The sequence below is a fragment of the Streptomyces sp. NRRL F-5123 genome, assembly GCF_000721495.1.
Taxonomy (GTDB): Bacteria; Actinomycetota; Actinomycetes; order Streptomycetales; family Streptomycetaceae; genus Actinacidiphila.
Genome location: NZ_JOHY01000078.1, coordinates 1 through 26,629 on the forward strand (window position 1 = coordinate 1; position 26,629 = coordinate 26,629).

Here is a 26,629-nt window from a genome sequence, read left to right on the forward strand (position 1 = left end):
ACGCGCATTCCGAGGAGGTACCCCCGGAGTGGCCCCCGACCCCACCCACCGAAGCAGAAGCGCGATGCCCCGCCGGGCAACACCAGGGGCGCGTGGGGGCACCTCCCAGGCGCAGCTCTGGGGGAGAACGGCGCGACAAGCCCCCACCGGCGGCAAGGTCGCGCGGGACACCGCAACACGCACCCCCGGAGCGCGAAACGCCCGCCCCCGCAGGGGTCAGCCCGCTCGGCGGTGACTCGGCCGCGGGGAGGAAGAGGAGCGGCTCCGCTTCTCCACGTACATGCGCTGGTCCGCGGAGTGGAGGATCTCCTCCACCGTCATGCCGCATCCGGCCCAGCCGATGCCGAAGCTCGCGCCGACGCGGACCGCGCGGCCGTCGACGCGGATCGGCGGGGTGATCGCGTTGCGCAGCCGCACCGCGAGGTCCGCCGCGTCCGGGGGCGCGAGCCCGTCCGCGAGGACGACGAACTCGTCACCGCCGAGGCGGGCGACCGTGTCGCCGTCGCGCACCGCGCCGGTGAGGCGGCGCGCGACCTCGATGAGCACGGCGTCACCCGTGTGGTGGCCGAAGCGGTCGTTGATGGACTTGAAGCCGTCGAGGTCGCAGAAGAGGACGGCGAGCCCCTTCCCGGGCGCGGGATCGCGCTCGTCGGGCACGGCGACATGGGTGTGCGAGTCGTAGCCGATCGCCCCGAGCGGCGAGGCCAGCTCGTCGGGCCCGTAGCCGTAGCTGAAGGCGAATTCGTCGGGTCCCTGGACCTCCGCGGCGAGCGCGGCCGCGTCCTTGTCGCCGGGGCGGTTGCAGATCCGGGCGGTGAGCCGCGAGCGCAGCTCCGCGCTGTTGGGCAGCCCGGTCAGGGAGTCGTGGCTCGCGCGATGGGCGAGCTGCAGCTCGCGGCTCTTGCGGTCCTCGATGTCCTCGACGTGCGTGAGCAGGAAACGCGGCCCGTCCGTGGTGTCGGCGACGACGGAGTTGCGCAGCGACACCCACACGTACGTGCCGTCGCGCCGCGCGAGCCGCAGCTCCGCGCGGCCGCCCTCCGCGGAGGTGCGCAGCAGCAGGCCGACGTCCTCGGGGTGGACGAGGTCGGAGAAGGAGTAGCGGCGCATGACCGAGGCGCTGCGCCCCAGCAGCCGGCACAGCGCGTCGTTGGCCCGCAGCAGCCTGCCGTGCTGGTCGCCGCCCATCTCGGCGATGGCCATGCCGCTGGGCGCGTACTCGAAAGCCTGCCGGAAGCTCTCCTCGCTGGCCCGCAGCGCCTGCTGGTCGCGTTCCAGCCGGACGAGCGCGCGCTGCATGTTGGCGCGCAGCCGGGCGTTGCTGATGGCGGTGCCGGCCTGGAAGGCGTACATCTGCAGCGCTTCCTGGCCCCAGGGTCCGGGGTGGCGGCCGCTGGAGGGGCTGTCGACGGATATGACGCCGAGCATGTCGCCGCCGCCGCCGAGGGAGGCGTACATGGGGGCGTAGAGGCGGTCGCCGGGGTGCCACTCGTCGGCGAAGCGGGGCAGCGGGCCGTCGGTGTGCCACTGCGGCACGTCGTCGTCGTTGAGGACCCAGCCCTCGGTGTGCGGGATGAAGCGCAGCGAGCCCCAGCGCTGACCCATGGCGAGCCGCCGGTCCCAGGCGGCGCGGGAGCCGACCTTGCCGGTGAGCAGCGCTTCCCCCGCCTCGCTGCCGGCGAAGGCGGCGACGACGAGGTCGCCGTCGGGCCTCACCAGGTTGACGGCGGCGAGGTCGTAGCCGAGACCGGCGACCACACCGTCGGCGACGGCCTGGATGGTGTCGGCGAGGCTGCGAGCGGTGTTGAGGTCCGCCACGACCTGGTGCAGCTGACGCAGGGTCGCGAGGCGGACATACGGCTCCGATTCGGTATCCATGCCCCTCTCCGCGCCCTGGACGGCCAACTCCCGTATTCTCCGCGATACATCCGATGACGCCGCTGGCACCGGGTTACTCCGGCCACTGAATCACAGCGAGCTGTGCGGTCGGTACACAGGGTCAACAATATCTGCCGCTTGTGACTCAAGTCACATCATCGCGTAAGCAGGTCAATACAGAGGGTGCGCCCGGTTCCCGGCCCGTGGGCCTAGGACCGGGGCGGGTCATGACTGCGACCACAGCCCGATCCGCATCCGTCTACCGAGCCGTAACGTGAGGAACGTGCTGCACTCACCGAGCGACCGGCATGCTGGGACCACCATGGCCCACACTGTCGACCCCGATGCCTTCCGCGCCGCGATGACCCGCCTCACCGCGGGCGTCGTCCTCATCACCGCGCACGACCCGGACGACGGGCCGCGCGGCGAGGACGTCGGCATGACCGCGACCGCCTTCATGTCCGTCTCCCTCGAACCGCCGATGGTGCTGGTGAGCGTACGCACAGGGTCCCGGATGGACGAGCTGCTCGAACGGCAGCCGCGCTGGGCCGCGTCCGTACTCAGCGAGAGCCAGCGGCACATCGCCGGACGCTTCGCGCTGCGCGGGCGGGTCAGCGACCGGCTGCTCTTCGAGGACATCTCCTACTACCGCGGCGAGCACTCGGGCGCGCCCGTGCTGGGCGGGGCGCTGTCGATACTGGAGTGCGAGACCGCGCAGCGCGTGCCCGCCGGGGACCACACGCTGGTGGTCGCCCACGTCCTGGACGCGCGCACCCCCAGCGCGGAGGGCGGCCCGCTGGCGTACTTCCGCGGGCGCTACCGCTTCCTTCGCTGAGCCCCGCGGGGCTCCGGAACGGGGGTCCTGGAACGGGGCGCCGCCGGAACGGGCCCGGGGTCACTCCCAGGCGCCGCCGGAGCGGCCCCGCTTGGTCTCGCTGCGCTGCTTCTTCACCCGCAGCCGCCGCTCGTTGATGCCGCGCGGGATCTTCGTCGGGCGCCGGGCCTTGGGCGGCGGCGCCGTCGCCTCGGCCAGCAGCGCCGCGAGCCGGGTCGCGGCCGTCTCCCGGTTGCGCCACTGCGAGCGGTGCTCGGAGGCACGGACCGTGACCACGCCGTTCACCAGCCGGCCGGCCAGCCGCTCCAGCGCGCGCTGCTTCCACACCGGCGGCAGCGCCTCGGTCGCCGCGAGGTCGAACCGCAGCTCCACCTGGCTGTCCGAGGTGTTCACATGCTGCCCGCCCGGCCCCGACGACCTGGAGAAACGCCACAGCAACTCCGCCTCCGGCACGGAGACGGAGCCGCGGATGGTCAGTGGCCCGTACATGCCTTCCATGGTCGCGCGTGCGCCGCCCCTGCGCACCGGATTTAGCGCGAGGTGCGGAACCAGCCGATCCCCGATCCGCGTTCAGTCCGATGACGGTAGTTTCGACGGCAACACCTACGACCAGACACAAAGGGGACTTCCCATGGCGGTAAGCCTGACCAAGGGCGGAAACGTCTCTCTCACCAAGGAGGCGCCCGGCCTGACGGCTGTGACGGTCGGCCTGGGCTGGGACGTCCGTACCACCACCGGCACGGACTTCGACCTCGACGCGAGCGCCATCGCGGTCAACGCGGCGGGCAAGGTCTACTCCGACGCGCACTTCGTCTTCTTCAACAACAAGCAGACGCCGGACCAGACCATCGTCCACACGGGCGACAACCGCACGGGCGAGGGCGAGGGCGACGACGAGGCGATCAACGTCAACCTGGCCGGCCTGCCCGCCGACGTCGAGAAGATCGTCTTCCCGGTGTCCATCTACGACGCCGAGTCCCGCAGCCAGAACTTCGGCCAGGTGCGCAACGCCTACATCCGCATCCTCAACCAGGCCGGCGGCGCGGAGATCGCCCGCTACGACCTGAGCGAGGACGCGGCGACCGAGACCGCGATGGTCTTCGGCGAGCTGTACCGCAACGGCGCGGAGTGGAAGTTCCGCGCGGTCGGCCAGGGCTACGCCTCGGGCCTCGCGGGCATCGCCACGGACTTCGGCGTCAGCCTCTGACGTCCCCGTCCGCACAAGGACCCGACGGCGCCTGTCCCCGCAGCGGGGAGGGGCGCCGTCCCCTTGCCGGGGCTCGGCGGGGGCCGTCCGCCGGGGGGGGCGGTGGCGGGGGCCGTCCGCCGGGGCCGGTGGTTGGGGCCGGTGGTTGGGGCCGGTGGCGGGGCCGTCCGCCGGGGGCGGTGGCCTGGCGGTCTGGGACGATCGACCCGTGATCGACCTCGGCTACGCGCTCTCGCGCCGCTTTCCCGACCCGCCGCAGACGGACTACCGCACGGCGGACGTCCGCGCCCTGCGGCACGACCTCTTCTGCGGGGACGTGTACATCGCCGAGGGCGAGCGCGAACTCGCCACCGCGTGGGGCTGGGTGCCCGTCCTCGACTTCGCGTGGGCGCTGTGCGACATCGCCGAGCAGCTCGACCGCGACCCCGCGGGCAGCCGCGCCGCCCGCCCCCAGCACGCGGAGTTCGACTTCACCGAATCCACGGAGCGGCTCCGCTTCGTGCGCCGCTTCGGCTTCGTCGACGTCACCGCGGACTGGCTCCCCGACGAGCCGCCCCTCTCCGTCCGCCACGCGGACCTGCGCCGCGAGGCCCGCGACTTCCTGCAGGATGTCGTGGCGGACCTCACCGACATGCATGACGGCCTGGCGGCCAACCCCGCGATCTGGACCCTCCTCTCCCGCTATCCGCGCGTCTAGTGCTGTGACCGGGAGGGTTTGCCGGTAGCTTGCGGCGTCCGGTGCGGTGCGTCGCAAGGCGCCGGGTCGGCCTCGTAGTGGGCCCTACTCGGTCGATGCGGCAACGCAGCGAGGTGCCGTGCCGGGCGTCGCAAGCCGGTGAACCCTCCCGGTCACAGCACCAGCCCGAGGGGCACCCGTTTTTCAGCCTGCGGCTGGGCTGCCGGGCGAGCGTTTTGCGCTGCCGCGCCGGGCGAACGTTTTTAGGGGCGTTGCGCGAGCAACCCGCCACCGGCCGGTGGTCCGGATCGGACCGAAGAGACCCTTTGGGTCGGTTGTCGACCCGCTCCCCGGTGGGGGCTGAGCGCGCAGTTCTCCCCCATGGCTTCGCGCGGGGGGTACCCCCACGCAGCCCCTGGGTGTGCCCGGCGCGGAAAGCGCAGCCCAGCCCGGAGGGGCAGCGGTAACGTCGCGGGGTACGCACGGGGGAGGTCACCGACATGAAGACTTCGGCTTACGCCGCAGGCGGGTTGCTGCTGCTCGGAGGCGGGGCCCTGCTGGGCCCTGACGCCTGGGGCCCCGCAGGGGTGCTGCTCGTGATCGGGGCGGTCGCGCCGGTGACGTTGATCGCGTGCCGGCTGATGCTGGGCCTCGGGTTGCGGACCCGCGTCCGCTGGTACGGCTGGGTCCTCGCGGCGGTCGCCGCGCTCGCGCTGCCCGCGGGCATCGTCGGCGCGGTCGCCGCGCACGAGCACGGGTCGCGCGGGTACGTCTCGCGCTACGGGACGCCGGGCCTCGCGGACCTGCCCGAGCATTGGGGCGGCATCACCACCGTGCAGCCGCGCGGCGAGTGGTGGAAGACGATGCAGCTGCACTTCGGGGACGCCGCGTGGCAGCGGTACCACAGCTACTACACGCTGGAGGGCCTGGAGGAGTTCGCGTCGGGCCCGGACCCCAGGGGGGTGCGGGTGGACGTCCTGATCGTCGACGGTGCCGCCTACGACGTGGAGAGCTGGCATACGGACGCGCAGCGCTTCGCCCCGCTGGGCCGCGACCCGCTGCCGCTCCTGCTGTGGGGCCTGCTGCCCGGCATCCTGCTGCCGCTCGCGCTGCTGGTGAGCGTGCCGGTGCGGGTACGCCGCCGGTCTCCCGGCGAGCAGCCGCCGTACCGCGTGCCGCCCTCCCGCGTACCGCCCACCCGCCCGAGCGGCGACGGGCCCACTGCCCGGGGGACGACGCCCGCGGACCGGATCTACGAGGCCGCGACCCGCAAGCACAAGGAGAGGCACCGGCCCTTCCGGCTGACCGTGTCCTCGCCGCAGGTGCGGGTGACCGCGGACGCGGACGGCTTCACCGTCGAGCAGTCGGTCGGCGGCCGCTGGCGCGGCCACCTCGAACTGCCCTGGCGGGACATCGCGGACCTGGTCTTCGACCACGACCACCGGGACCCGGTGGTGTCCCTGTACGTGCTGCCCGCGCAGGGCGGCCGCCGCCACGCCCTGGATTCCTCCCACCTTTCCACCGCCGACTGGCGCGCACTCGCCGACGCGGTCGCCGCCGACACCGACGGCCGGATCCGCCTGGACCTCTCCGCCCGCGACGGCCACTCCGTGAACCCCGACACCTGACCGGCACCAGGCCTCCCGCCCTAGGGCGAATGGCCGATTGGCCGCGCCCGGCGCGCGGGGTTGGCTGGGGGCAGGCGCCGCCGCGGGCGCCGGGAGCGGAGGGCGAGAACGTGTTTGCCGTACGACTGCACGCATTCGGGGGGCCCGAGGAACTGCGGTACGAGGAGGTGCCGGACCCCGAGCCAGGGGCGGGCGAGGTGCGGGTGGCGGTGGCGGCGGCGGGCGTGCACCTGGTCGACACGTGGCTGCGGGCGGGCCGCACGCCGGGCCCGATCCCGCTGCCGGAGCTGCCGACCGTGCCGGGCCGGGAGGTCGCCGGGACGGTCGACCGGATCGGCCCGGGCGCCGACCCGGCGTGGCTCGGGCGGCGCGTCGTCGCCCACCTCGGCACCGCGCCCGGCGGCTACGCGGAGTTGGCCGTCGTCCCCGAGGCGCGGCTGCACGCGGTGCCGGACACGCTGGACCTGCGAGCGGCCGTCGCGATGATCGGCACCGGCCGCACCGCGCTGGCCATCCTGCGGCTCGCGGAGATCGAGCCCGGCGACACCGTGGTCGTACTCGCCGCGGCGGGCGGGATCGGCACGCTGCTCGTGCAGCACGCGCTGTCGCTCGGTGCGGCGGTCGTGGGCGCCGCCGGCGGGCCCGACAAGGTCGCGCAGGTCCGCGCGCTGGGCGCCGCCGCGGTCGACTACCGGCAGCCCGGCTGGACGGACGAGGTGCGGGCCGCGCTGGGCGGCGAGCGCGCGGCCACGGTCGTCTTCGACGGCGTCGGCGGCGACGCGGCTGCCGCCGCGCTGACCCTGCTCGTCCCCGGCGGGCGCCACCTCGTCTACGGCTGGGCCTCCGGCGGCCCCGCGGAGCCCGTGCCGGGCATCGACTCCCGCACCCTCGCCGGGCCCGCCCTCGCGAAGCTCACCGGCACACCGGAGGGCCTGCGCGCCCTGGAGTCCGCGGCGCTCTCCGCCGCCGCGGAGGGCACACTCGTCCCGGGCGTCCAGCCCTTCGCCCTCCAGGACGCGGGCGCCGCGCACGCGGCTCTCGCCGCTCGGGCGACGACGGGCAAGGTGGTCCTGACCCCCTGACCCCCGTCCCGGGGGGGGGTGCGGCTGCGCCGCGGGCGGGCTTCGCGCTGCCGCGCCGGGCGAGCGTTTTCAGGGGCGCGTGGGGGTACCTCCCAGGCGGAGCACCGGGGGAGACAGCAACTGCCCCTTCGGGCCGGTGACTACCCGCGCCACCAGCGTGGCTGGTCGCGCAGATCCCCGCGCCCCTGAAAACGAGTGCCCCGCGGCGCATCCGCAGCCTGGACGCTCGCCCGGCGCCGCAGCGCGAAACGCTCGCCCGGCGGGGCATCCGCAGCCTCCCCGGCAGGGGCCGGGAACTAGGTCGCGGGCTCGCGGAGTTCTCCGGGGGTAAGGAACCGCCCGTACGAGGAGAGACCCCCCGATGGCCCTGTGGGACCGTTTCAAAGAGTCCGCGACGAACATGCAGGCGCAGCTCAACGCCAAGAAGAACGACCTCAAGAGCGGTGCCTTCCGCGACGCCAGCATGGCGATGTGCGCACTCGTGGCGGCCGCGGACGGGTCCGTCGACCCGTCCGAGCGGCAGCGCGTCGCCGCGCTCATCGGCACCAACGAGGTGCTGCAGAACTTCCCGGCGCCGGACCTTCAGCGGCGTTTCGACGACTACCTGGGCAAGCTGACTGCCGACTTCGCCTTCGGCAAGGTGGGGATCCTCCAGGAGATCGCGAAGGTGCAGAAGAAGCCGACGGAGGCCCGCGCGGTGATCCAGATCGGCATCGTCATCGGCGGCGCCGACGGCGATTTCGACGCGACGGAGAAGGCCGTGGTGCGCGAGGCGTGCTTCGCCGTGGGGCTCAACCCGCAGGAGTTCGACCTCTGACGCCGGGCGGCGGGCACCGCCGAAGGGGTGGTGCCCGAGCCGTCCTCGGCCGGGATCCGGCACACTATGATCCGAAAGTGGAGCCGGAACCGTCGGATGCCGCCCCGCGGCGGAAGCGGCCGGCGCGGAACACGCGGGGAGTACGGGGAAGCCCGGGGGCGCGGTGCCCCCGTATCCGGGTGGGCGCCGGGTCGCCCGGGAAGGTGGGGGTGGACGGATGCATCCGGTGCCGAGCGGGGAAGGCTGCCCGCCGGGGAGCGCGGCAGGTGGTGTGGTCGGCACGCAGCGCGACGAGGAAGCGGCGCTGGCGCTGTACGAGGCGCTGCGGGCGCGGAGCAGGTTGCCGGGCGGCAGCCCGCCGTCCCCCGACGAGCTGTACGCGGCCGCGGAGCTGGACGAGGCCCAAGGCGGCCGCGGCTGGCGGCGGTTGGCGGATCTGGGACTGGTGCAGATACGCGACGGGGTCGCGGAGGCCGTCGACCCGGACGCCGCACTCGCCCGGGCCATGGACCGCTACCAGGCCAACGCCACCGAGCAGTTGCGCAACGGGGTGCGTCTGCAGCGCGTCACGGAGGCGCTGATCGCCGTCTACCGCCCCGCGGTTCAGCGCGAGACGCGCGAAACGCGCGAGGTGGCGGTGGAGTTCGTGTCCGAGCCGCGGCGCAAGCAGCGCATCCGGTTGGACCTGTCGGACGCGGCGCGCGAACGCATCGACTCGATGCACCCGGGGCCGATGCCGAGGATCGAGGTCCTGGAGGCCTCGCTCGCGCACGACCGCTCGCTCATGGAGCGCGGTATCAAGAGCCGTGCGATCTACCCGATGTCGTGCCTGGCGTCGCCGAAGTACGCCCGCTGGCTGCACGATCTGGCCGACGCGGGCGTGGAGTTGCGGCTCATCGACCACGCGCCCTTCGACCTGCTGACCTTCGACTCGAACGCGGCTCTGATGGCCGCGGACCCCGAACACCCCTCGGACACGCTGATCGTGGTCCGCGGCGCGGCCCTGATGCGGGCCTTCCGCGCCGTGTACGAGGACTTCTGGCTGCGCGGCCGGCCGCTGGCGCACTCGGCGGGCGGCGGCACGGAGGACGCGGACGCCGTCACCACGCAGGAGCGGGTCATCATCCGCCTCATGGCGTCGGGGCTCAGCGACGACCAGATCGCCCGCAAGCTGGGCGTCCACCGCCGTACGGTGCAGCGCGCTATCGCCAAGCTCATGGAGCGGCTGAACGCCGCGAGCCGCTTCGAGGCGGGCCTGAAGCTCGCGCGCGACGAGGAGTTCGCGGGGCTCTTCACCGGGGTGTGACGGCCCCCGGGCGGTGCGGTGCCGTCCGGGCCACGGCGGCTCAGCGCGGCGCCGCCGGGAGGTGGTCGGCGAGGCGGCGCAGCAGGGCGGCGATCGGGCCCTGGAGGCCGGGCATCGTCGAGATGAGCAGATGGACGAGGGAGAAGCCGAGCGCCGCGGTGTCGGCGGTGTCGGCAGTGCGCAGCCATGCGGTGACGGCGAGGCGGGCGGCCTTGTCGGCGCCGAGCGCGGCGCCCTGGCCGTGCAGCCGGGCGGCGGCGACGGTGGCGTAGTGGGTGGCCGCGGGCCAGTCGCCGTCGCGGGCGGCGTCCCCGGCGGCCCGGCCGAGGGCCGCGGCGGGGTCGGTGTCCGCGCCGGGTGCGAGGGCGCACAGGTCGTGCGGCATGTTCACCGGGTCGCCCCAGCAGGGGTCGGGCGGGCGGCGCGCGGGCACCGGCGGGGCGGGCTGCGGCGCCGGGTGGGCGGTGCCGTCTGCCTCGACGAGCAGCCGCTCGACCCTGCCGTCGGGGTGGCCCACGGCGACGTGCGTGGCCCGGCCGGTCTCGCGCGCCTGCCAGGCCGCCGCGGACCACGCCGGGTGGGTGTCGTCGGTGAGGCCGCGCGCCTGCGACATGACGGTTCCCCAGGTGTGGACGGTGCCGCCCGGCAGGACGGCCACGCTCACCGGCGTGACGGGCGCGGCGTCCGCGGGCCCGGCGCCGAACCAGTCCCCGGTCCACGGCGTGGTGGCGACGGGGATGACCGGCACCCTGACGGGCACCAGCCACTCCGCCCCCGTCCCGCCCCCGCTCCCGGGTTCCCGCCCGCCGTACGGGCCGGGCTCCGGCTCCTGGTCGCCGTACCCGGCGCCGGACCAGGTCCCGTGCAGCCATGGCGAGGCGCCGGAGGCGTGCGCGTCCGGCGTCGGGGGCTCGTACGGGTAAGGGGTGGGCATGTTCAGCCGTCCCGTGGGGAAGGAGCCGCGCCGGTCGCGAGGCCGACGAGGCCGGGACGGGCGGCGCAGGCGGGACAGGCGGGACGGGCGGCGCAGGCGGGACGGGCGACAAGGCCGGGACAGGCGCCGAGACCTGGGCGGGCGGCGCGGGCGGGACGGCGGTGCCGCGGGGTCTGCCGGGCCGGTGAAGGGTGGGCCCGCACCCGCACGTCGCCAAGCGTGCGGGTGCGGCGGCGCCCGGCTCTGCCCGGGCCGGGCGCCGGTCTGAGGGTGTGTGCGGCGTGGCCGGCCGGCGCGGTCATCGGGTCACCCAGGCGGTACAGGGTTCGGAGGCCGGGCGGGGGAAGGGGACGGTCGGGAGGGGGCCGCCGGCGAAGAGGTCGCGGCACAGGGCGTCGACGCGGGCGGGGGTGACGGGCGGGAGGGCGGTCAGGCAGGCGTACGGGCCCGCGGTGGTGAGCCGCCAGCGGGCGCACACGTCGGCGGCGGGGCGGGGGAAGCGGACGGTGAGTCCGTGCCCGGTGGGCACCGCGGGGTAGCCGGCGGCGGTGATGTGCCCGGCGGCGTAGTCGGCGGTCGCGTAGCAGGTGCGGGAGAGCGCGCGCACCCCGTCGTACCCGCGGTCGCGCAGGGCGGCCCACAGCAGCGCGGTGGCCAGCGGGTTGGGGGTGCGGCCGCCGTTGCCGCGGGCGGGCGGGACGGCGCCCGCGGTGAGCAGCACCCCGCTGGGGACGGGCAGGCCCAGCAGCCCGTGCGCGGTGAAGGAGAGGCTGTCGGCGCCGTCCCGCAGGTCCCAGGCGGGGCCGCGGCCGCCGAAGGGCGCGGTCAGGCCGGCGGGCCCGGCCTCGACGTGGACGTGGACGGGCCCCGCGGGCGTGGCGGCGGCCCGTATCGCGGCCAGGTCGTCGCCGCCGGTGCCGCCCGCGGTGTGGGTGGTGGCCAGCACGATCGCGCCGCCGGGGCGGGCCGCCGTGAGCTGGGCGAGCGCCGCGGTGTCCATCACGCCGTCCTCGCCCTGCCGGACCTCGACGACGTCCAGCCCGAGGCGGTGGGCGTGCCGGGGGGCGGCGTGGTGCGCGGCTGCGGTGACGTACAGCGGCGCGCCGGGCAGCGCGCGGCGCGCCGCCCGCAGCCCGCCGAGGACGCCCTCGGCGGCCCCGCCGGTCACGTGGCCGTGGACGCGGCGGCGGTCGCCGAGCGCGAGGTCGGTGCAGAAGTCGACGACGGCCCGCTCCAGGCCCAGCACGGTCGCGACGGCCTCGTCCGCGCCGGGGCGGGGGCCGCGCGGCTCGTCGAGGTCGGCGAAGGCGGCCAGCAGCGCCGCGTAGTCGCCGCCTTCGGCGGACGCGGGGAAGTCCATCGCCGTGTTCTCCGGGCCCGCGGCGGCGGCGCGTTCGGCGGTGGCGCGCAGGGCGGCGACGAGGGCGGTGAGGCGGCCGCGTGTGCCCGCGGGGTCCGCGCCGGTCACGCCGACCCGGTCCCGCGGCGGGGGCGGCGCGGACGCGGACGCATCGGCGGGCGGCTCGTACGCCATGACGACCTCCAGGAGACGGCAGCGCGTGACGTGGTGGGGGGCCGGCGGGAGACGCCGGCCCCCCACGCGACTCGCCGAAGACTCCCCCCCGAACCGGACAGCGCGGACCGGTGGCCTTCGGCGCACCCCTGCCGCGGCCACGGGGGCCGGAGCCGGGAGCGAGGTGGTGCGGGATCCTGCAAGTGGTGCGGGCACTACGGGTGTTGCCGGTCCAGCGAGCACTGCGGGTGTTGCCGGTCCAGCGGGTGCAACGGGCGCGACGGGTCCAGCGGGCCTTGCGGGTGCTGCGGCACGGCAAGCGGTTCCGCCGGTACCACCCGCGCCCCGTCGCCGGGCCGTGGTGTGTACCAACGGGAGAATTGGTACCCGACGCGCCGCCCCTTCCGCCACGAACGCTGGCGTACGCATCCACACCTCCCGATCAGGCATTTTGTTCCCCTGTCAGCTCTCGGCAAGCCTGTGAGCTGGTAATTGACCCTTCCCGTCGATCCATTGTCCAAAATGGGACACGTACCAATGTGGACAGACCCGCCGTACACGGCCGCGCAAGTGTGCGGATTCGGCCCCGCGGCACAAAATCCCAGCTCGGCGGGCCGGACCGGCCCGGTCCGACGGAGTGTCACTTCCCGCCATTTCTCGAACCATGCTCAGATCCGCTGGTCATCTGCCCCGCGAAGGGCCCCGGTTGACACCCCTCGCGGCCGGCGCGGAGCATCGGAGCGCCGGTCGCCGCACGGTGCCGCGCACGTGCCGCCACCCACCGTGGCCGGAAGTCGGGGATCGGAGGAGATGCGCATGGTGGCTCACCGCGAGGGTCCTCCGCCGCTCATCCACGGCTTCCTCCGCCAGGCGCGCCGCGCGCACGGCGCGTTGAGCCAGCACGACGTGGCCGGCTGCGTGGGTGTGTCGACGCGGCTGTACCAGGGCTGGGAGAGCGGCGTCCGGAGCATCCCGGTGCACCGGCTGGACGCGCTCGCCACGGCGCTGGGCCTGGACGCGGAGCGGCGCGACGAGCTGTGGGTCATCGCCAGCGGGGACTTCCCGCCGCGCGGCCCCGGCCGCCCGGACCCCGGGGCGGTGAGCGGCTGGACGTCGTACCTGCGGCTGCTGCCGGTGCCGGCGCTCGCGGTGGACGCGGGATGGCGCATCGAGGAGAGCAACACGGCCTGGCAGGGGCTGTTCCTGGCAGCGGGGCAGCCGGCGCCCGCCAACCTGCTGCGCTTCGTGCTGTTCAGCCCGTACGCGCGGCGGTTGTGCGGGGACTGGGCGGCAGGCTGGGCCACACCGTTCCTGCGGCAGTTGCGGCTGGAGGCGGAGACCCGGCGGAGCCCCGAACTACGGGCCGTGGTCGCGGAGATCGCCGGGCGCGACGACGCCGATCCCGAACTCGCCGCGCTGTGGCGGGGGGTGCACACGTCGAGCCGGGTCGCGCTGCACGACGACGGCCAGGTGCGGCTGCTGGTCCCGCCCGCGGGCGGCCCGCCGAGTTACGTCCGCACGCTCGTCTCCTCCCCCGCGCACGATCCGCGCCGCCGCATCGTGACCTTCCTGCCGACCACGCGGGCCGCCGACGCGGCTTGAGACGGCGGGACCTGACGCGCCGCGCCCCCGCCGGGCAGCTGCCGGGCGGGGGCGCGGGCCGGGCCGGTCAGGTGGCCATGGGGAGCGGTGCCCGCCCTGGGACAGGGGTGGGCACGGCGGACGGGACCACCTCGCCGGTCACGTCGTCGATCACCGAGACGCGCACCGCCGGGTGCGGCGCGGAGTCCACGGTGAGCGTGAGGTCCAGCGCGAACAGCACGCTCGCCGGGTGCGAACCGCGGGCGTCCCGGTACGCGCCGGTGTAGTGCAGCACCCGCCAGCCCTCGTCGTCCCAGTGGTCGAGCAGGCCGGAGCGGACGATCGGCATGGCCGACTGCCAGGCCAGCGAGTTCTCCAGCAGCTCGACGCTCGCGGCGACCGGCACCCGGTCGCCCGCGCCGCCGCCCGGCGGCAGCGGGTGGCCGAACAGCCGCAGCCCGGCCCGCCGCAGCGGCACCCGCAGCGTCCGGTCGAGGTCGGCGACGAGCACCGCGAGGACCGCGGCGGCGAGCACGAGGACGCCCGCGGAGCCGGCCGGGCGGTCGGCAGCTTGCGACCACCACGGGGCGTCGGCGGTCGCGGCCACGACCCCGCCGGCCACCACCAGCCCGGCCCGGGTGAAGGCGCGCACCCCGATCGGGCCCTCCGCGCGGGCGCTGCACCCGCACGACGACTCCGGCGCGGTGGCGCGGGCGTAGGCCAGGTAGCCGGTGAAGCCGGCCCCGAGCGCGGCGGTCGCGGCACCCGGCGCCACCGCGTCGGGCGCCGCGAACAGCGCGGCGGCCAGCGCGAGTTCGACCGCACCGACGGCCCGCAGCGCGAGCGTGGCACGGCGCCCGTCGTTCAGCACCCGCACCAGAACGGTGTTCGCGGCCAGTTGGGCGGTCTGCCGGCCGAACGCCTTGCCGGCGCCCGTCATGACCAGCAGCACCGCGCACACCAGCGGCGCGAGGTTGGAGACCAGCGGAATCATGGCGCGCCTCCCGTCAGTGGCCGAGCGAGACGCGGGCCATGTCGATGTGGCCGTCCGCGGGCCGCCAGGCGCCGAGCACCTGCGCCTCCTGCCCGATCCGGGTACGCGACAGGTCCGCGGTGAGCGCGCCGCCGAGGTAGGAGGCGGTCGTGGTGTCGGGCACGATGTGGCCGACGACCTCGTTGCCGCCGTGGTTGAGGTGCAGCCGGTCCTTGGCGATGCCGCGGATGGTGACGTAGACGTTGACGATGTTGACCCACACCGCGTCGGCGGCGATGGTGCCGTCGGGCATGGCGGCGCCCCGCGCGTAGAGGCCGTCGCCGGCCTCGATGGCCTCGGCGGTGGTGGTGCGCAGCTTCCAGATGCTGGTGGCGTTGGTGAGCTGGACGAGGTGGCGCTCGCCGTGCGAGCCGGCGACGTCCAGGACGTTGCGGTTGATGGCGACGACGCGGCCCTCGGCGAAGGCCGCCGGGATCGCGGCGTCGAGCGAGGGCATCGGCTCGGCGAAGGCCGCCTCGGCGTCGAGGCCGCCGAGGGCGGAGGCGCCGACGATGGTGGCGCCGCCGATCGCGGCCGTGGTCAGGAAGCGCCGGCGGTCCAGGTGGCGCCCGCCGTTGTCGTGGCTGTTGCTCATGTCGTCCTTTCCTGGGGGGAGTCGGGGGCGGGGGGCGCCGCGGTCACTCGTAGATGTAGACCGGGAGCTTGCCGGAGCTGAGGCTGCCGATCGCGGAGAAGGCGGACGGCGTCAGGTCGATGACCCGGTTGGTGCGGCAGGTGCCGTTGCAGCAGGTGGCCTCGCCGCAGAAGCTCTTGGTGCGCGGGCCGCAGTCGGCGAGCGTCACGCAGACGGTCGCGCCGGAGCACTGGTGCTTGACGTTCATGGTCGCGCCGCAGGTGCGCCGCGGGATGCCCTCGCCGCACAGGTCGGGGCGGGTGATGTCGTAGCAGGCGGCGGAGAGGTTGGGCCAGGCCGCCATGTGCTGGCTGGACTGGCAGGTGCCGCAGGCGCCGGTGCCGGCGCTGCCGCAGGAGCCCCAGGCGTTGCCGCAGCAGAACCAGGTGGCTTCACCGCGCCAGAGGTAGGTCGATCCGCAGGCCATGTCGCGTTCCCTTCGGAGGTGGCGCAGATCTTTGTGACCTGCGCATGACAATGCGATCAACGGGGGTGTGCGCATCCCGGCGGCGCGGGAATGGGTGTACGCGAGGACGAATAAGCATGCCCATGACAAGGTCGGTTACGTGCCCGCGCCGTTGCGGTGACGTGCCGGGGGGGTACGGCGGAGGGGTGCGGTGGAGCGGGTGCTGCCGTGTGCGGTTTCCGCGTACGAGTGCGGTTCCGTACGGGCGCGGTGCGTTCCGTGCGGATGCCTGGCGGTGCGCTTGCGGGCGAAGCGGTCTCGTGCCTCGTGCGGGCCTGCCCCGGGCTGGGCCGGATGCGTCTGATGTGCCGGCAGTGCAAGGTGGAACACCGCAATGATGCGGGATTCTACGCGCGTACGGAAGAGCCCGAGCGCTCTCGTTCGCCGTACGGCACACGGCCGGGACGCGCGCCGCCGGCGCGAGGACGGCCGTCAGGAGCACGCCGGGCGGGGCGGGGGGCTCAGTCCTTGCGCGGGTGCAGGTGGCCGTCGACCGCCGCGGCGACCACCGCGAGCAGCGCGACCACCGTGCCGACCGCGAGGAGCGACTCCTCGTAAACGGCCGAGCCGGAGCGGATCAGGTGCAGCGCGTGGCCGGCGTACACCGAGCGGTGGTCGTGCAGCAGGTTGGCGCCCGACAGGACAGCGAGCAGCGTGCCCAGCAGCGGGGCGGCGATGTGGCCCTGGCGGGCGCGCAGCCACAGCAGGGTCGGGACGCCGACGCAGACGGCCGCGGGGAAGGCGGCCACCATGCCCAACCGGACGTCGTAGCCGACAAGTTCGGAGCCGCCGGCCGACCCGCCGGCTATGAGCGCCACGGCGAGGACGAACAGGACCGCCGCGCGCCACGTCGTACCGCCCGGGGTGCGCGCCGCGCGGGCCGCTCCCCCGTCCCCCTCCGCCACCGCCGTCATACGGCCAGTATGCCAAGTCCCCCTGGCGGCGCGGAAAAAGGCTTGGAGAGGCGCGGCCCTTCCGCCCTACAGTGAGGACTGCCGCGAAGCGCGGCCGGGGGCTCCTTCGAAACCATCGAATAGCAACAGCCTCCGGTTCACGGGTACTCGCAGCACCCTTCGGGGTCGACAACCGGATTCAGGTGGCAGGCGAAGCGCAGTACGGGCTTACTTCCCTGGTATTGAGCAGTTGCGGGTTCGAGTCCCGCCGGAGCCTTCAGGCTCCGTCGCTCGGTAGCTCGTACGACCTGCACTCGCCTGCTTCCTGGCTCCGGTCGGCGCCCCGATCCGGTCGCCTCGCGGCCGGGCCGGCGCATCCGCGCACGGTGGGGTCACGACAACTGCACAGGCGCCGCGAAGCGCAGTGAGGGCATACTTCCACTTCTAATGGGGAGGTCGCGGGTTCGAATCCCGCCGGAGCCGCCCATGGCTCCGTAGCTCAGTGGCAGAGCACCTACGTAGCTCTTGCGACCGGTACTCGCGGCGCCTTGCAGGTCGTCCCTCCGCCGACGGCCCGGACATTTCCGTCCAGCCGGTCCACCGGATCCGCGGATTCCGGATTTCCGCTTTCACTGCGCGAAGTCCCGTATTCCCGCGAGCCGTCGGACCGCGCATTCTCGAAAAGGCAACCGAGATGGCGAAGTTCGCCCGCGCCCGTTCCGCACCCACCAGTCCCCTCGGCACCACCGGCGCCACGACGACATTCGAGGGCGGCGCCGCTTTCCGGCGCAGCGTGAAGAGCGAGCTGTTCCTCTTCGCCGCGGTGAACATGGTCGGCGAGGGCTCCTTCTACGAGTCCGGCGACGAGCGCGACACCCGTTTCCGCGAACTCGTGCACGCCGCGACGAAGGCCGACCCCGACTGGGTCGCGCGCTTCGTGCCGTATCTGCGCGGCGAGATGAACATGCGCTCGGCGGCGATCGTGATGGCCGCCGAGTCCGCGCTCGCCCGCCGCGCCGGCGGCCTGCGCCGCGAACCGGCCGTGCCCGTACGGAAGATGGTCGCCGACGCGATGCTGCGGGCCGACGAGCCCGCGGAGTTCGTGGCGTACTGGAAGGCGCGCACCGGCAAGGTGACGCTGCCCGGCGGTGTGCAGCGCGGTGTCGCCGACGCGGTGACCCGCCTGTACACCGAGCGCGCGGCGCTGAAGTACGACGGCGCCGGGTCCGCGTGGCGGATGGCGGACGTCGTCGCGCTGGCCAAGCCCACCCCTGCGGGCCCGTGGCAGGCCGACCTCTTCGACTACCTCGCCGACCGGCGCTGGAAGCGGCCCGAGGTGCGGGTGACCGGCCGGCTGCCGGTGCTGGACGCCTACCGGGCGGCGGCCGGGATGCCGGAGGCGGAGCGGCGCGCGTGGTTCCTCGCGGACCCGGCGCGGCTCGGCACGGCCGGGATGACGTGGGAGCAGCTGTCGAGCCTCGGTCCGATGGACGCGGCCGCGTGGTCGGCGATCGTCCCGCACATGGGCCTCATGGCGCTGACCCGCAACCTGCGCAACCTCGACGAGGCGGGCGTCGGCGACGACGTCGCCGCCTCGGTCGCGGCGCGGCTGTCCGACCCCGAGCAGGTGCGCCGGTCGCGGCAGTTCCCGTTCCGCTTCCTGTCCGCGTACCGCGCGGCGCCGTCGCTGCGCTGGGGCCAGGCCCTGGAGCAGGCACTGACCGCCGCGACGGCCAACATCCCGGCGCTGCCGGGCCGCACGCTGGTGCTCGTCGACACGTCCGGGTCGATGGAGGCCCGGGTCTCGGCGAAGAGCACGGTGCGGCACGTCGACGTCGGCGCACTGTTCGCGGTCGCGCTCGCGGCCCGCGGCTGCGACGTCGACCTCGTGGGCTTCGCGACGGGGACGTTCACCCACCCGCTGGCCAGGGGCGGTTCGGTGCTGCGGCAGGCCGAGGCGTTCTGCGCGCGGGTCGGCGAGGCCGGCCACGGCACGGAGACGGTGGCCGCCCTCCAGGCGGCCTACCGCGGCCACGACCGTGTCGTCCTCTTCTCCGACATGCAGGCCTTCCGCCACCCCGGCAGGAGCGGCGGCCTGACCGTCTCCCGCGCGGTCCCGCCCCAGACCCCCTTCTTCGGCGTCAACTCCGCCGGTTACGCCCCCGCAGCCCTCGACACCAGCACCCCCCACCGCTACGAGATCGGCGGTTTCAGCGACAAGCTCTTCACGATGATCGCCCTTCTGGCCCGCGGTCGCAGCACGGCCTGGCCCTGGGAGTAGCCCCCGTCGGCGGGGGCGGTGCACGCTGCCGCCCCCGCCAGGCCGTGTCTGACAAATCCCGTCTGGCTGGCGGCGCCCTGCGGGCGGACGACGCCATTTGTCAGACACGGCCTAGCGCGGCCAGTCCACCGTGCCGCGGAAGACGAGGAAACCCGTGACGACGAGGACGGGGGCGGCCAGGGCGAGGAGGGCGCGGGCGGGGCGGAGGCGTTCGCGCGGCGGCAGGAGCCAGCTGGTGAGGAGGACGGCTGCCGCGGCGCACAGGGCGGTCTGGAGGAGGTGGAAGCCGTGGGTGAAGCTGCGGTCGAAGGCTTCGGCCTCGGGGCCGTCGAGCGGGTCGCCGCTCATCGCGGACATGGCGGCGTAGAGCCGGACGAGGGCCGCGAGGGGGAAGGTGACCAGGGTCGAGATCAGGGGGGCCGGGCCGTAGGGGCCCGGGGCGCGGCGGCGCGGTTCCGGGGGGCCGGGGCAGGACTCGGCCTCGTCCGGACCGCCGTACGGGACAGGGTGGTTGTCCATGCCCTCCACCCAACTGCGGGCGGGGGCCGCCCGCATGAGTGCGCGTACTCATCCCCCCGGTGGGTCAGGCGCTCATGACGGGGTCGACGGTGACCGGGTCGGAGGTCTCGCCCGCGCCCAGGTTGACGGTGAGCGGGACGGTGAGCTGGGCCGTGGTGTCCGGCGGGGTGACGCTCAGGGTCGTGAAGGTCACGCCGCTGCCACCGGTCGCGTTGGGCTTGTAGTGCAGCGTGAAGGACGCCGTCCCGCCCGCCGCGACCCGCACCGTGGCGGGCGCCAGGGTGCTGCGCCCGGCGCTGACCGTGCCGTCCTCGCCGTTCAGGTCCACGCCGGGGAAGCCGTACATCGTGCAGGCGCTCGTCCCGGTGTTGCGCAGCACGACGACCGCCGCCCCGCTCCCGGCGCCGTGCGCGCTGCCGGACAGCTGCGTGGCGCGGCACGGCGCGCCCGACGCCGAGGCCGACGCCGTGCTCGCCGCGGGCTGCGCGGTCGACCGGCCGGTCGACGACCCGGAGGAGCCGTAGTGCGACATCGACCGCGACCGCGACTTCTTCGACTTGTGCGTGCCGTGGCTCGTACCGCTCTGGCATCCGGCGAGCGTCCCCGCGGCCACCACGGCGACGAGGACGACGACCGGCATTCTCCAGCTGCGCATGGCTTCTCCGTGACATCGACGGGCCCGCCCACCTCGGGCCGGCACTCCCCCGCACGGACGCGCCCGGCGCCCCGGGCCGTTCGCGGACGGGCGCGATCAAGACATTCCTGTGACACGCCCGCCACGCACGGTCGCGCCCCCGACCGGTCAGGTTTCGAGAAGCGCGCAGGTGGGGGGCGTGGTTACGGTCGAAGCATGAACTCCATCGAAGCTGTCATTCTCGACGCCGCGGACCCGGCGGGCGCCGAGCGGTTCTACGAGCGGGCCTTCGGGCTCGGGGACCGGGTCCGGGTACGGGCCGCGGATGAGGGGGCCGGGAGCGGCTTTCGCGGCTACACGCTGTCGCTCGTGGTGGCGCAGCCGTCGATCGTGCGGGGGCTGGTCGGGGCGGCGGTCGACGCGGGGGCGTCGGAGGTCAAGCCCGTGACGAAGTCGCTGTGGGGGTACGGCGGGGTGGTGCGGGCGCCGGACGGGGCGCTGTGGAAGGTCGCGACGTCGGCGAAGAAGGACACCGCACCCGACAGCCGGACGGTCGACGAGGTGGTGCTGCTGCTCGGCGCCACGGACGTGCTCGCGACCAAGCGCTTCTACGTGGAGCAGGGGCTCACGGTCGGCAAGAGCTTCGGCCGCAAGTACGTCGAGTTCGCGACCCCCGGCAGCGGGATCAAGCTCGCGCTGTACGGCCGCCGCGCACTGGCGAAGGACGCCGGGGTGCCGCCGGAGGGCGACGGCCCCCACGGGCTGACGATCGCCGCGTCCGGCACCGGCGCCTTCACCGACCCGGACGGCTTCACCTGGCAGCCGGCGGCCTGACGGCGGGATCCGCGGCCGCCGCGTGCGGACCCGCGGGCCCTGGCCCGGCAGCAGGCGGCACCGGCGCGGGCCCCACGCCGCGGCACCCCGCGGGGGCATCCGCGGTAGCTTGAGGAGCGTGAGCAGGTCCACCCGCAGGTATTCGATCACGATGCCCCGGGACATCGCCGAGGCCGCCCGGGCCCGCAGCGGCCCCTCCGGCCTGTCCGCCTACGTCGCCGCCGCCGTCGCCCGGCAGATCGAGCGGGACAACCTCAACGAAATCGTCCAGGTGGCGGAGGCGGAGCACGGCCCCGTCACCCACGAGGAGGTGCAGGCCCTGCGCGATCAGCTCCACCAGGCACGCGCGCCGCACACCGGCGGGGAGAAGAGCCCGGCCTGACGTATTCCGCCCGGGGGCGGCACCCTGGTGCTCGACAGCGAGGGGCTCGCGAAGGCCGTCCTGCGGGACCGGACGGTGACCGCCTGGCTCACCCTCGCGCGCGCCGACGACCTGCGCGTGATCACCTCCGCGGCCACCCTGGTCGAAGTGGTCCACCCGCGGATCAACCGGCCCGCACTGCAATGGACGCTGTCCCGCCTGGTCGTGGAGCCTGTCACGGAGCCGACCGCCCGCCGTGCCGCCATGCTCCTGGCAGATGCCGGCCTGCACGGCCACAAGTACGCGATCGACGCCATGCTGAGTGCGACCGCCCTCGCGGCACCCGCGCCCGTCACGATCCTCACGTCCGACCCCGAAGACCTGACCGCGCTGTGCGGCCCGGGTGCGACGGTCATCAGGATCTGACCGCCCGCACCGCGGGCAAGGCGGTGCCGGAGCCCTCCGGGACCGGGCCCGTTGGTGAACCGTTGGTGGTTTGTTGCCGCCGCTTCCTAGCCTCTTCCCGTCCACACACCACGGGTGCGGACGGGCCGGGGCCTGATCACGGGGCAGGCCCGGGGCCGCCCGCACCCGGGAAGCACCAGGGGAAGCACCGGGGGACCCCGCCGGTGGGCGCGCCTGTCCGGGCGCCCACCGGCCCACAGGTCTGCGGATCGCGCGGTCCGCGGTCACACCCCCGCGAGATGGGCCTCGCGGGGTGGTGCGCAGGTGCGGCGGGCGGCGGCCTTCACCGGAGGTCGCCCGCCGCGCAGGCGTCCTCCAGTGCGGCGAGCCCCGCCAGGCACTCCTGCTCGCGCTGCGGCAGGAGGTGGAAGCGGGCCAGGTCGAGGCAGGCCTGCCAGCACTCGCGGGCGGCCTCCCACTCGCCGAAGTGGTGGTGGACGCGGGCGGTCGTGGCCAGGCAGTCGGCCTCGCCGCCGTGGTCGCCCAACTGCCGCCGGATGGCGAGGGCTTCGTCGAGCGCGGCGAAGGCCTCGGCCCGCTCGCCGAGGTGCTGGAGCGCGGCGCCGTAGTTCGTCAGCAGGGTCGCCAGCGCGGTCGGCCGGCCCAGCGCGCGCAGCAGCCCCAGGCGGCGGCGCTGGTGTTCGACGGCCCCGGCGTAGTCGCCGGCGAGCTGGAGCGCGTCGGCGATCCGGCCCAGGACCAGGGACTCGCTGCCGGGCACGTCCACCTCCCGGTAGAGCTCCTGGGAGCGCAGCGCGTACGCGAGCCCGGGCCCGGCCCGTCCGGCCTGGACGTGCAGCGCGGAGAGGTTGCCGAGGATGGACGCCTGGGCGGTGATGTCCCCGGCCTGCTCGAAGAGTTCGAGGGCGATGCCGAGGTTCTCCAGGCACTCCTCGTTGCGGTAGGCCATGCCGTGCGCGACGGCGATCCGCCGGTAGAGCCAGGCCTGTCCCACCGTGTCGCCCTGCGCGACGGCGATGTCCAGCGCGCTGCGCAGTGCCGCGTCCCAGATGCCCGTCCACCAGTAGGTGTCGCCGTAGCCGAAGAGGCCGACGGCCAGCCGCCAGGCGATGTCGGAGCGGCCGAGGGCGCCCGCCCGGGTGATCGCGTGCTGGATCGCGGGGAGTTCGCGGACGTACCAGGCGAGCGCCTCGTGCGCGTCGGCGAAGGGCGGCGGCAGCGCGGTGGGCGGTCCGGGCAGCGGCGGGGGCGGCTGCGTCTCGCCGACGGATATCGCCGAGGCGCTCTCCACCGCCGCCACGTACCAGGTGAGCAGCCGCAGTTCGGCCCGCGTGCGCGACTCGGCGGGCTCCTCCGCACGCAGCCGCTCGGCCGCGTACTCGCCGAGCAGGTCGTGCATGCCGTACCGCTCGGGCGCCGGGCTCTGCAGGAGGTGGACGTCGGTGAGCTGGTCCAGCAGCCGGGCGGTGTCGCGGACGGGCAGGGCGAGCAGCGCGGCGGCCGAGTGCGGGGTCACCTCGTGCTCGGGCCAGACGCCCAGCAGGCGGAAGGCGCGGGCGACGGCCCGCTCGGGCGGCAGGTCGCTGTCGCGCATCGCGACGTAGCTCATGCCGATCGTGGCCTCGACGTCCAGGCTGCCGACGGTCAGTTCGGGCAGCCGCCCGGTGCCGGACGACAGCCGGCGGGCGAGCAGCGACAGCGGCCAGCCGGGCCGGGAGGCGAGCCGCCCGCCGACGACGCTGAGCGCGAGCGGCAGCCCGCCGCACCGCGCCAGGATCTCGGCGGCGGCCTCCGGCTCCTCCAGGACGCGCTCGCTCCCGCACAGCGCGGCCAGCAGCACCTCCTGGTCGGCGGAGGTGAGCGGCGCCAGCGGCAGCAGCACCGCGGCCGGCAGGTCGGTGAGGGTGTGCCGGCTGGTGACCACGACCGCGCAGCCGCCGCTGCCCGGCAGCAGCGGCAGGACCTGCGCGGCGTCCCGCGCGTTGTCCAGCACCAGCAGCATCCGGCGGTGGGCGAGGACCGTGCGGAAGAGCGCGGCGCAGTCGTCCATGTCGCCGGGCAGCGACTCCTCGCGCACCCCCAGGTCGGACAGGAAGCGGACGAGCAGGTCGCGCGGGCTGCGGCGGCCGCCGGGGCCGAATCCGCGCAGGTCGGCGTAGAGCTGCCCGTCGGGGTAGTCCGCGTGCAGCAGGTGCGCGACGTGGACGGTGAGCGCGGTCTTGCCGACGCCGCCCATTCCCGAGACGACGACCGGGCGGGGTGCCCTGCCGGGAGCGTCCCCGCCGGGGGCGGCGCCGGGGCGCAGCAGCGCGGTGAGGCGGGCGACCTCGGCGTCCCGCCCGGTGAACAGGCCCGCGTCGGCCGGGAGTTGGTGCAGCGGCCGGAAAGCGGGGGCGGGCGGCTCCGCGGGCTCCCGCGCCGGTACGGGCGGGGGTACGTCCGCGGGGGCGTCCGCGGCCAGCACCTCCTGGTACGCCGCCCGTACCGCCGCCGACGGGTCGACGCCCAACTCCTCGGCGAGCGTGGCCCGCAGCCGCGCGTACACCTCCAGCGCCTCCGCCTGCCGGTGGGCGCCGTGCAGCGCCAGCATCAACTGCCGGTGGAAGGCCTCGCGGAGCGGGTGCTCGGCGGCAAGTGCCGTGAGCCGGCCGATGAGTTCGGAGCGGCGGCCCAGCGCGAGCTGCGCGTCGAAGCCCCACTCCAGCGCCTGCAGCCGGGCCTCGGCCAGTTGCCGCACCACCGGCAACTGCGGTTCCGCGTCGGCGAATTCGGGGAGGTCGGCGAGCGGCCCGCCGCGCCACAGGGCGAGCGCCGCGGCGCTCTGCTCCGCCGCCGCGTCCCAGTCTTGCCGCAGGTGCGCGGCGCGGGCGGCGTCCACGTGCCCCTGGAAGACCTCGACGTCGAACTCGCCCTCGGCGACGTGCAGCCGGTAGCCGTGCGGCACCGCGGTGATGCGCTGCGGCTCCTCGCCGAGGAAGGCGAGCTGCCGCCGCAGCCGCGTCAGATGGTTGAAGAGGGAGGCGTCGGCGGTGGCCGGCGGGCGGGCGCCCCACAGCGCCTCCTTGAGCGCGTCCTTCGACACCGTCCGGTTGGCCGCCAGCAGGAGTGCGGCGAGCAGGATGCGGACCTTGTGGCCGCCGACCGCCCGCTCCTGCGTCCCGTCGTGCACCAGCAGCGGCCCCAGCAGCCCGAACGTCGGCATCGTGCCCCCTTACCTGCGGACATTCTAGGCGCACCGGCACCCGCCGCCCCGGTGGCGCCGCAGCGGCCCGGCCCCGGTCCGCCCGCGGCGCGGGCGGGGCGGGCGCGAGGGGGGCCGCCTTTCGCGGGGCAGCGGACGGCAGGCTTCCGCGCAGCCCGTGCGCCAACGGCACCGGCGGCGTCAACGCCCGCGTGGCGGCGGGCCCGCGCCGGAACACCTAGTGCTGTGACCGGGAGGGTTCACCGGCTTGCGACGCCCGGCACGGCACCTCGCTGCGTTGCCGCATCGACCGAGTAGGGCCCACTACGAGGCCGGACCCGCCCCCCGCGTCACCCGACGAGCGCGCGGGCCGAGGCGTCGAGGATGCCGCCGAGGGCGGCGCGGGCGCGGGTGAGGTCGTCGATGCGGGAGTCCATGGCGGTGAGCTGGTCGCGGAGGTGGTCCAGGACGCACGCCTGGACCTCGGTGCCGTCGCCCGCGAAGCACGGCATGAGGTCGCGGATGACGCGGGTGGGCAGCCCGGCGGCGAGCAGCGTACGGACCCGGGCCACGGCGGCGGGGGCCTCGGGGCCGTAGTGCCGGTGCCCGCCGCTGCTGCGGCGGGAGGCGAGCAGGCCCTGCTCCTCGTAATAGCGCAGCAGGCGTACGGCCACGCCCGTCTCACGGGAGAGCTCGCCGATCCTCATGTGACCCACCTCACGGCACCGCGGCTTGAACCTCACACTGATGGCACATTCTACGGTGGCCGCATGACGACCTCAGCGAACGCCCAAGTCCCCGTCTCCCTCTACGGATTCCTCACCCCGAAGCCCGGCCACCACGACACCCTCGGCCGGCTCCTGCGGGATCTCGTCGAGCCGTCCCGCACACACGCGGGCAGCCTCGAATACCACCTGCACACCCAGGACGACGGCCGCTTCTTCCTCTATGAGGTCTGGCGCTCGCAGGCCGACCTCGACCGCCACAACGCGACCCCCCTGCTGCGCGCCTTCCTGACCGCACTCCCCCAGCACCTCGCCGCCCCGGTCGAGGGCTACACGGGCACGATGCTCAGCCCCTACCCCTCCCCGGCCGTGCCGCAGACGCCGGTCAGCCGCTGACCGGCGCCGCGCGCAGGACGGCGAATGCCGCGTCGACCAGCAGGGCGAGCCGCACCGCCTCATGCGCAGGGCAGCAGCCCCGCCGTCTCCAGCCCGAACCCGAAGGGCTCCGGAATACGAAGCCCCTCACCGAAGTCGGCGTCCTCCCGGCGGTGGTACTTCCCGCCGCCGGGAAGGCTGAAGAGGGTGACGGTCTTGAGCCGGGCGTCGACCACGAGATACAGCGGAATCCCCATCACCGGATAGTCCCTGACCTTGCCCACCCAGTCGTTCTCCGGATTCGACGGCGACACCAGCTCGACCGCGACGATCGCGGCCTCGGCGGGCACCTGGTTGTCCGTGGTCTCCAGGACCTCCGCCGGCAGATAGGTCAGATCGGGATTGCGGCTCTTCCCCACACCGGGCGACACGAGGTCCGTGTTCTCGCTCGGCACCAGGTCAGCCGGGCAGTGCGCGTCGAACTGCCGCCGCACCACGAGGAGATTGCGCTGATGGATCCCGGACGGGCCCACCATCATGACGATGGTGTCGCCGGAGATCTCCGCCTTGAACCCCTCCGGCAGATTCCGGCGGGCCTCTTCGAGCAGTGCGAAACGCTGCGGGTCCATACTGCCGCGCCTCCCAGGAGCGAGCCGAGCGGTCTCCCAGCGTAACCGGCCGCACGCGGCCGGACCGGGCGGCGGCGACGCGCGGCCGGGTGCCCGCGGGGACGAGCCCCGCGGGGGGTTACCCCCACCCCCTTTCCGGTTGGCCGCCCCAGCGCCCCGGGCCGTGCCGCTGGGGCATCGT

Annotated in this window: 26 protein-coding genes; 13 read left to right on the plus strand and 13 right to left on the minus strand. The window is 74.8% G+C overall.

Annotated features, from left to right (window positions below):
- Positions 1 to 216: 216 nt before the first annotated feature.
- Positions 217 to 1,878, minus strand: a complete 1,662-nt coding sequence (gene cdgB, locus IH54_RS0135860; RefSeq protein ID WP_031525218.1) for a diguanylate cyclase CdgB — start codon at positions 1,876 to 1,878, stop codon at positions 217 to 219.
- A 322-nt stretch (positions 1,879 to 2,200) separates the two neighbouring features.
- Here cdgB and IH54_RS0135865 point away from each other — a divergent pair, with 322 nt between their 5' ends.
- A complete protein-coding gene (locus tag IH54_RS0135865; RefSeq protein WP_031525224.1) occupies positions 2,201 to 2,713 on the plus strand; it encodes a flavin reductase family protein in 513 nt (170 codons plus the stop codon).
- Between the two features lie 60 nt (positions 2,714 to 2,773).
- Here IH54_RS0135865 and arfB read toward each other — a convergent pair whose 3' ends face one another.
- Positions 2,774 to 3,211 (minus strand): alternative ribosome rescue aminoacyl-tRNA hydrolase ArfB, encoded by a 438-nt coding sequence (gene arfB, locus IH54_RS0135870; RefSeq protein ID WP_043183228.1) that lies wholly within the window; start codon positions 3,209 to 3,211, stop codon positions 2,774 to 2,776.
- A gap of 133 nt (positions 3,212 to 3,344) precedes the next feature.
- Between arfB and IH54_RS0135875 the strand changes: the two genes are divergently transcribed.
- The 6 genes from IH54_RS0135875 (at position 3,345) to IH54_RS0135900 (ending at position 9,429) form a co-directional block, all read left to right on the plus strand.
- Complete coding sequence (locus tag IH54_RS0135875; protein ID WP_031525226.1) at positions 3,345 to 3,920, plus strand: TerD family protein; 576 nt, start codon at positions 3,345 to 3,347, stop codon at positions 3,918 to 3,920.
- Positions 3,921 to 4,128: 208 nt separating this feature from the next.
- Positions 4,129 to 4,617 (plus strand): hypothetical protein, encoded by a 489-nt coding sequence (locus tag IH54_RS0135880; RefSeq protein WP_031525227.1) that lies wholly within the window; start codon positions 4,129 to 4,131, stop codon positions 4,615 to 4,617.
- Positions 4,618 to 5,096: 479 nt separating this feature from the next.
- Entirely contained in the window at positions 5,097 to 6,224 is a 1,128-nt protein-coding gene (locus IH54_RS0135885) for a hypothetical protein (RefSeq protein ID WP_159012279.1), read from the plus strand.
- A gap of 110 nt (positions 6,225 to 6,334) precedes the next feature.
- Positions 6,335 to 7,306 (plus strand): zinc-binding dehydrogenase, encoded by a 972-nt coding sequence (locus IH54_RS0135890; RefSeq protein WP_031525230.1) that lies wholly within the window; start codon positions 6,335 to 6,337, stop codon positions 7,304 to 7,306.
- Positions 7,307 to 7,667: 361 nt separating this feature from the next.
- On the plus strand, positions 7,668 to 8,123 hold the full coding sequence (locus IH54_RS0135895; protein WP_031525232.1) for a tellurite resistance TerB family protein: 456 nt from the start codon (positions 7,668 to 7,670) through the stop codon (positions 8,121 to 8,123).
- Between the two features lie 226 nt (positions 8,124 to 8,349).
- The gene (locus tag IH54_RS0135900) at positions 8,350 to 9,429 is read left to right on the plus strand and encodes a helix-turn-helix transcriptional regulator (RefSeq protein ID WP_159012281.1); all 1,080 of its coding nucleotides are present in this window, start codon (positions 8,350 to 8,352) and stop codon (positions 9,427 to 9,429) included.
- Positions 9,430 to 9,469: 40 nt separating this feature from the next.
- On the opposite strand, the gene IH54_RS0135905 is transcribed toward IH54_RS0135900, so the two are convergent.
- Together IH54_RS0135905 and IH54_RS0135910 are read right to left on the minus strand one after the other, a co-directional pair.
- A complete protein-coding gene (locus IH54_RS0135905) occupies positions 9,470 to 10,363 on the minus strand; it encodes a hypothetical protein (RefSeq protein ID WP_031525236.1) in 894 nt (297 codons plus the stop codon).
- A 298-nt stretch (positions 10,364 to 10,661) separates the two neighbouring features.
- Positions 10,662 to 11,897 carry a hypothetical protein gene (locus IH54_RS0135910; protein ID WP_052398239.1) on the minus strand — a complete coding sequence of 412 codons (1,236 nt, stop codon included), beginning with the start codon at positions 11,895 to 11,897 and terminating at the stop codon, positions 10,662 to 10,664.
- A 795-nt stretch (positions 11,898 to 12,692) separates the two neighbouring features.
- Here IH54_RS0135910 and IH54_RS0135915 point away from each other — a divergent pair.
- Positions 12,693 to 13,478, plus strand: coding sequence for a helix-turn-helix domain-containing protein (locus IH54_RS0135915; RefSeq protein WP_031525240.1), 786 nt, complete (start codon positions 12,693 to 12,695; stop codon positions 13,476 to 13,478).
- 67 nt (positions 13,479 to 13,545) lie between these two features.
- On the opposite strand, the gene IH54_RS0135920 is transcribed toward IH54_RS0135915, so the two are convergent.
- From IH54_RS0135920 to IH54_RS0135935, 4 genes are all read right to left on the minus strand, one after another.
- Complete coding sequence (locus IH54_RS0135920; protein WP_031525241.1) at positions 13,546 to 14,451, minus strand: MauE/DoxX family redox-associated membrane protein; 906 nt, start codon at positions 14,449 to 14,451, stop codon at positions 13,546 to 13,548.
- A 13-nt stretch (positions 14,452 to 14,464) separates the two neighbouring features.
- On the minus strand, positions 14,465 to 15,085 hold the full coding sequence (locus IH54_RS0135925; protein ID WP_031525243.1) for a twin-arginine translocation signal domain-containing protein: 621 nt from the start codon (positions 15,083 to 15,085) through the stop codon (positions 14,465 to 14,467).
- Between the two features lie 43 nt (positions 15,086 to 15,128).
- The gene (locus IH54_RS0135930; protein WP_031525244.1) at positions 15,129 to 15,551 is read right to left on the minus strand and encodes a hypothetical protein; all 423 of its coding nucleotides are present in this window, start codon (positions 15,549 to 15,551) and stop codon (positions 15,129 to 15,131) included.
- A gap of 500 nt (positions 15,552 to 16,051) precedes the next feature.
- Complete coding sequence (locus IH54_RS0135935; protein ID WP_031525245.1) at positions 16,052 to 16,504, minus strand: hypothetical protein; 453 nt, start codon at positions 16,502 to 16,504, stop codon at positions 16,052 to 16,054.
- Between the two features lie 673 nt (positions 16,505 to 17,177).
- Here IH54_RS0135935 and IH54_RS0135940 point away from each other — a divergent pair.
- Complete coding sequence (locus tag IH54_RS0135940; protein ID WP_031525246.1) at positions 17,178 to 18,764, plus strand: TROVE domain-containing protein; 1,587 nt, start codon at positions 17,178 to 17,180, stop codon at positions 18,762 to 18,764.
- 111 nt (positions 18,765 to 18,875) lie between these two features.
- On the opposite strand, the gene IH54_RS0135945 is transcribed toward IH54_RS0135940, so the two are convergent.
- Both IH54_RS0135945 and IH54_RS0135950 read right to left on the minus strand, forming a co-directional pair.
- Positions 18,876 to 19,283 carry a hypothetical protein gene (locus IH54_RS0135945; RefSeq protein ID WP_052398240.1) on the minus strand — a complete coding sequence of 136 codons (408 nt, stop codon included), beginning with the start codon at positions 19,281 to 19,283 and terminating at the stop codon, positions 18,876 to 18,878.
- A gap of 64 nt (positions 19,284 to 19,347) precedes the next feature.
- Positions 19,348 to 19,938 (minus strand): DUF4232 domain-containing protein, encoded by a 591-nt coding sequence (locus tag IH54_RS0135950; RefSeq protein WP_234344204.1) that lies wholly within the window; start codon positions 19,936 to 19,938, stop codon positions 19,348 to 19,350.
- A gap of 195 nt (positions 19,939 to 20,133) precedes the next feature.
- On the opposite strand from IH54_RS0135950, the gene IH54_RS0135955 reads away from it, so the two are divergent.
- The 3 genes from IH54_RS0135955 (at position 20,134) to IH54_RS0135965 (ending at position 21,538) form a co-directional block, all read left to right on the plus strand.
- Complete coding sequence (locus IH54_RS0135955; RefSeq protein WP_031525249.1) at positions 20,134 to 20,751, plus strand: glyoxalase; 618 nt, start codon at positions 20,134 to 20,136, stop codon at positions 20,749 to 20,751.
- A 151-nt stretch (positions 20,752 to 20,902) separates the two neighbouring features.
- Positions 20,903 to 21,133, plus strand: a complete 231-nt coding sequence (locus tag IH54_RS0135960; RefSeq protein WP_420711822.1) for a CopG family transcriptional regulator — start codon at positions 20,903 to 20,905, stop codon at positions 21,131 to 21,133.
- A 3-nt stretch (positions 21,134 to 21,136) separates the two neighbouring features.
- Complete coding sequence (locus IH54_RS0135965; RefSeq protein ID WP_031525251.1) at positions 21,137 to 21,538, plus strand: PIN domain-containing protein; 402 nt, start codon at positions 21,137 to 21,139, stop codon at positions 21,536 to 21,538.
- A gap of 322 nt (positions 21,539 to 21,860) precedes the next feature.
- Here IH54_RS0135965 and IH54_RS0135970 read toward each other — a convergent pair whose 3' ends face one another.
- Positions 21,861 to 24,740, minus strand: a complete 2,880-nt coding sequence (locus tag IH54_RS0135970) for an AfsR/SARP family transcriptional regulator (RefSeq protein WP_043183229.1) — start codon at positions 24,738 to 24,740, stop codon at positions 21,861 to 21,863.
- 329 nt (positions 24,741 to 25,069) lie between these two features.
- Positions 25,070 to 25,426, minus strand: a complete 357-nt coding sequence (locus tag IH54_RS0135975; RefSeq protein WP_031525253.1) for a MerR family transcriptional regulator — start codon at positions 25,424 to 25,426, stop codon at positions 25,070 to 25,072.
- A gap of 63 nt (positions 25,427 to 25,489) precedes the next feature.
- Here IH54_RS0135975 and IH54_RS0135980 point away from each other — a divergent pair, with 63 nt between their 5' ends.
- Entirely contained in the window at positions 25,490 to 25,840 is a 351-nt protein-coding gene (locus IH54_RS0135980; protein ID WP_031525254.1) for a putative quinol monooxygenase, read from the plus strand.
- A 59-nt stretch (positions 25,841 to 25,899) separates the two neighbouring features.
- Here IH54_RS0135980 and IH54_RS0135985 read toward each other — a convergent pair whose 3' ends face one another.
- Entirely contained in the window at positions 25,900 to 26,448 is a 549-nt protein-coding gene (locus IH54_RS0135985) for a Uma2 family endonuclease (RefSeq protein WP_031525255.1), read from the minus strand.
- Between the last annotated feature and the right edge of the window lie 181 nt (positions 26,449 to 26,629).

Excerpts from the sequence above, each read along its gene's own strand:
- cdgB (WP_031525218.1), bottom strand. The coding sequence starts at position 1,878 with ATGGATACCGAATCGGAGCCGTATGTCCGCCTCGCGACCCTGCGTCAG.
- IH54_RS0135865 (WP_031525224.1), top strand. The coding sequence starts at position 2,201 with ATGGCCCACACTGTCGACCCCGATGCCTTCCGCGCCGCGATGACCCGC.
- arfB (WP_043183228.1), bottom strand. The coding sequence starts at position 3,211 with ATGGAAGGCATGTACGGGCCACTGACCATCCGCGGCTCCGTCTCCGTG.
- IH54_RS0135875 (WP_031525226.1), top strand. The coding sequence starts at position 3,345 with ATGGCGGTAAGCCTGACCAAGGGCGGAAACGTCTCTCTCACCAAGGAG.
- IH54_RS0135885 (WP_159012279.1), top strand. The coding sequence starts at position 5,097 with ATGAAGACTTCGGCTTACGCCGCAGGCGGGTTGCTGCTGCTCGGAGGC.
- IH54_RS0135895 (WP_031525232.1), top strand. The coding sequence starts at position 7,668 with ATGGCCCTGTGGGACCGTTTCAAAGAGTCCGCGACGAACATGCAGGCG.
- IH54_RS0135905 (WP_031525236.1), bottom strand. The coding sequence starts at position 10,363 with ATGCCCACCCCTTACCCGTACGAGCCCCCGACGCCGGACGCGCACGCC.
- IH54_RS0135910 (WP_052398239.1), bottom strand. The coding sequence starts at position 11,897 with ATGGCGTACGAGCCGCCCGCCGATGCGTCCGCGTCCGCGCCGCCCCCG.
- IH54_RS0135915 (WP_031525240.1), top strand. The coding sequence starts at position 12,693 with ATGGTGGCTCACCGCGAGGGTCCTCCGCCGCTCATCCACGGCTTCCTC.
- IH54_RS0135920 (WP_031525241.1), bottom strand. The coding sequence starts at position 14,451 with ATGATTCCGCTGGTCTCCAACCTCGCGCCGCTGGTGTGCGCGGTGCTG.
- IH54_RS0135925 (WP_031525243.1), bottom strand. The coding sequence starts at position 15,085 with ATGAGCAACAGCCACGACAACGGCGGGCGCCACCTGGACCGCCGGCGC.
- IH54_RS0135930 (WP_031525244.1), bottom strand. The coding sequence starts at position 15,551 with ATGGCCTGCGGATCGACCTACCTCTGGCGCGGTGAAGCCACCTGGTTC.
- IH54_RS0135935 (WP_031525245.1), bottom strand. The coding sequence starts at position 16,504 with ATGACGGCGGTGGCGGAGGGGGACGGGGGAGCGGCCCGCGCGGCGCGC.
- IH54_RS0135940 (WP_031525246.1), top strand. The coding sequence starts at position 17,178 with ATGGCGAAGTTCGCCCGCGCCCGTTCCGCACCCACCAGTCCCCTCGGC.
- IH54_RS0135945 (WP_052398240.1), bottom strand. The coding sequence starts at position 19,283 with ATGGACAACCACCCTGTCCCGTACGGCGGTCCGGACGAGGCCGAGTCC.
- IH54_RS0135950 (WP_234344204.1), bottom strand. The coding sequence starts at position 19,938 with ATGCGCAGCTGGAGAATGCCGGTCGTCGTCCTCGTCGCCGTGGTGGCC.
- IH54_RS0135955 (WP_031525249.1), top strand. The coding sequence starts at position 20,134 with ATGAACTCCATCGAAGCTGTCATTCTCGACGCCGCGGACCCGGCGGGC.
- IH54_RS0135960 (WP_420711822.1), top strand. The coding sequence starts at position 20,903 with ATGCCCCGGGACATCGCCGAGGCCGCCCGGGCCCGCAGCGGCCCCTCC.
- IH54_RS0135970 (WP_043183229.1), bottom strand. The coding sequence starts at position 24,740 with ATGCCGACGTTCGGGCTGCTGGGGCCGCTGCTGGTGCACGACGGGACG.
- IH54_RS0135975 (WP_031525253.1), bottom strand. The coding sequence starts at position 25,426 with ATGAGGATCGGCGAGCTCTCCCGTGAGACGGGCGTGGCCGTACGCCTG.
- IH54_RS0135980 (WP_031525254.1), top strand. The coding sequence starts at position 25,490 with ATGACGACCTCAGCGAACGCCCAAGTCCCCGTCTCCCTCTACGGATTC.
- IH54_RS0135985 (WP_031525255.1), bottom strand. The coding sequence starts at position 26,448 with ATGGACCCGCAGCGTTTCGCACTGCTCGAAGAGGCCCGCCGGAATCTG.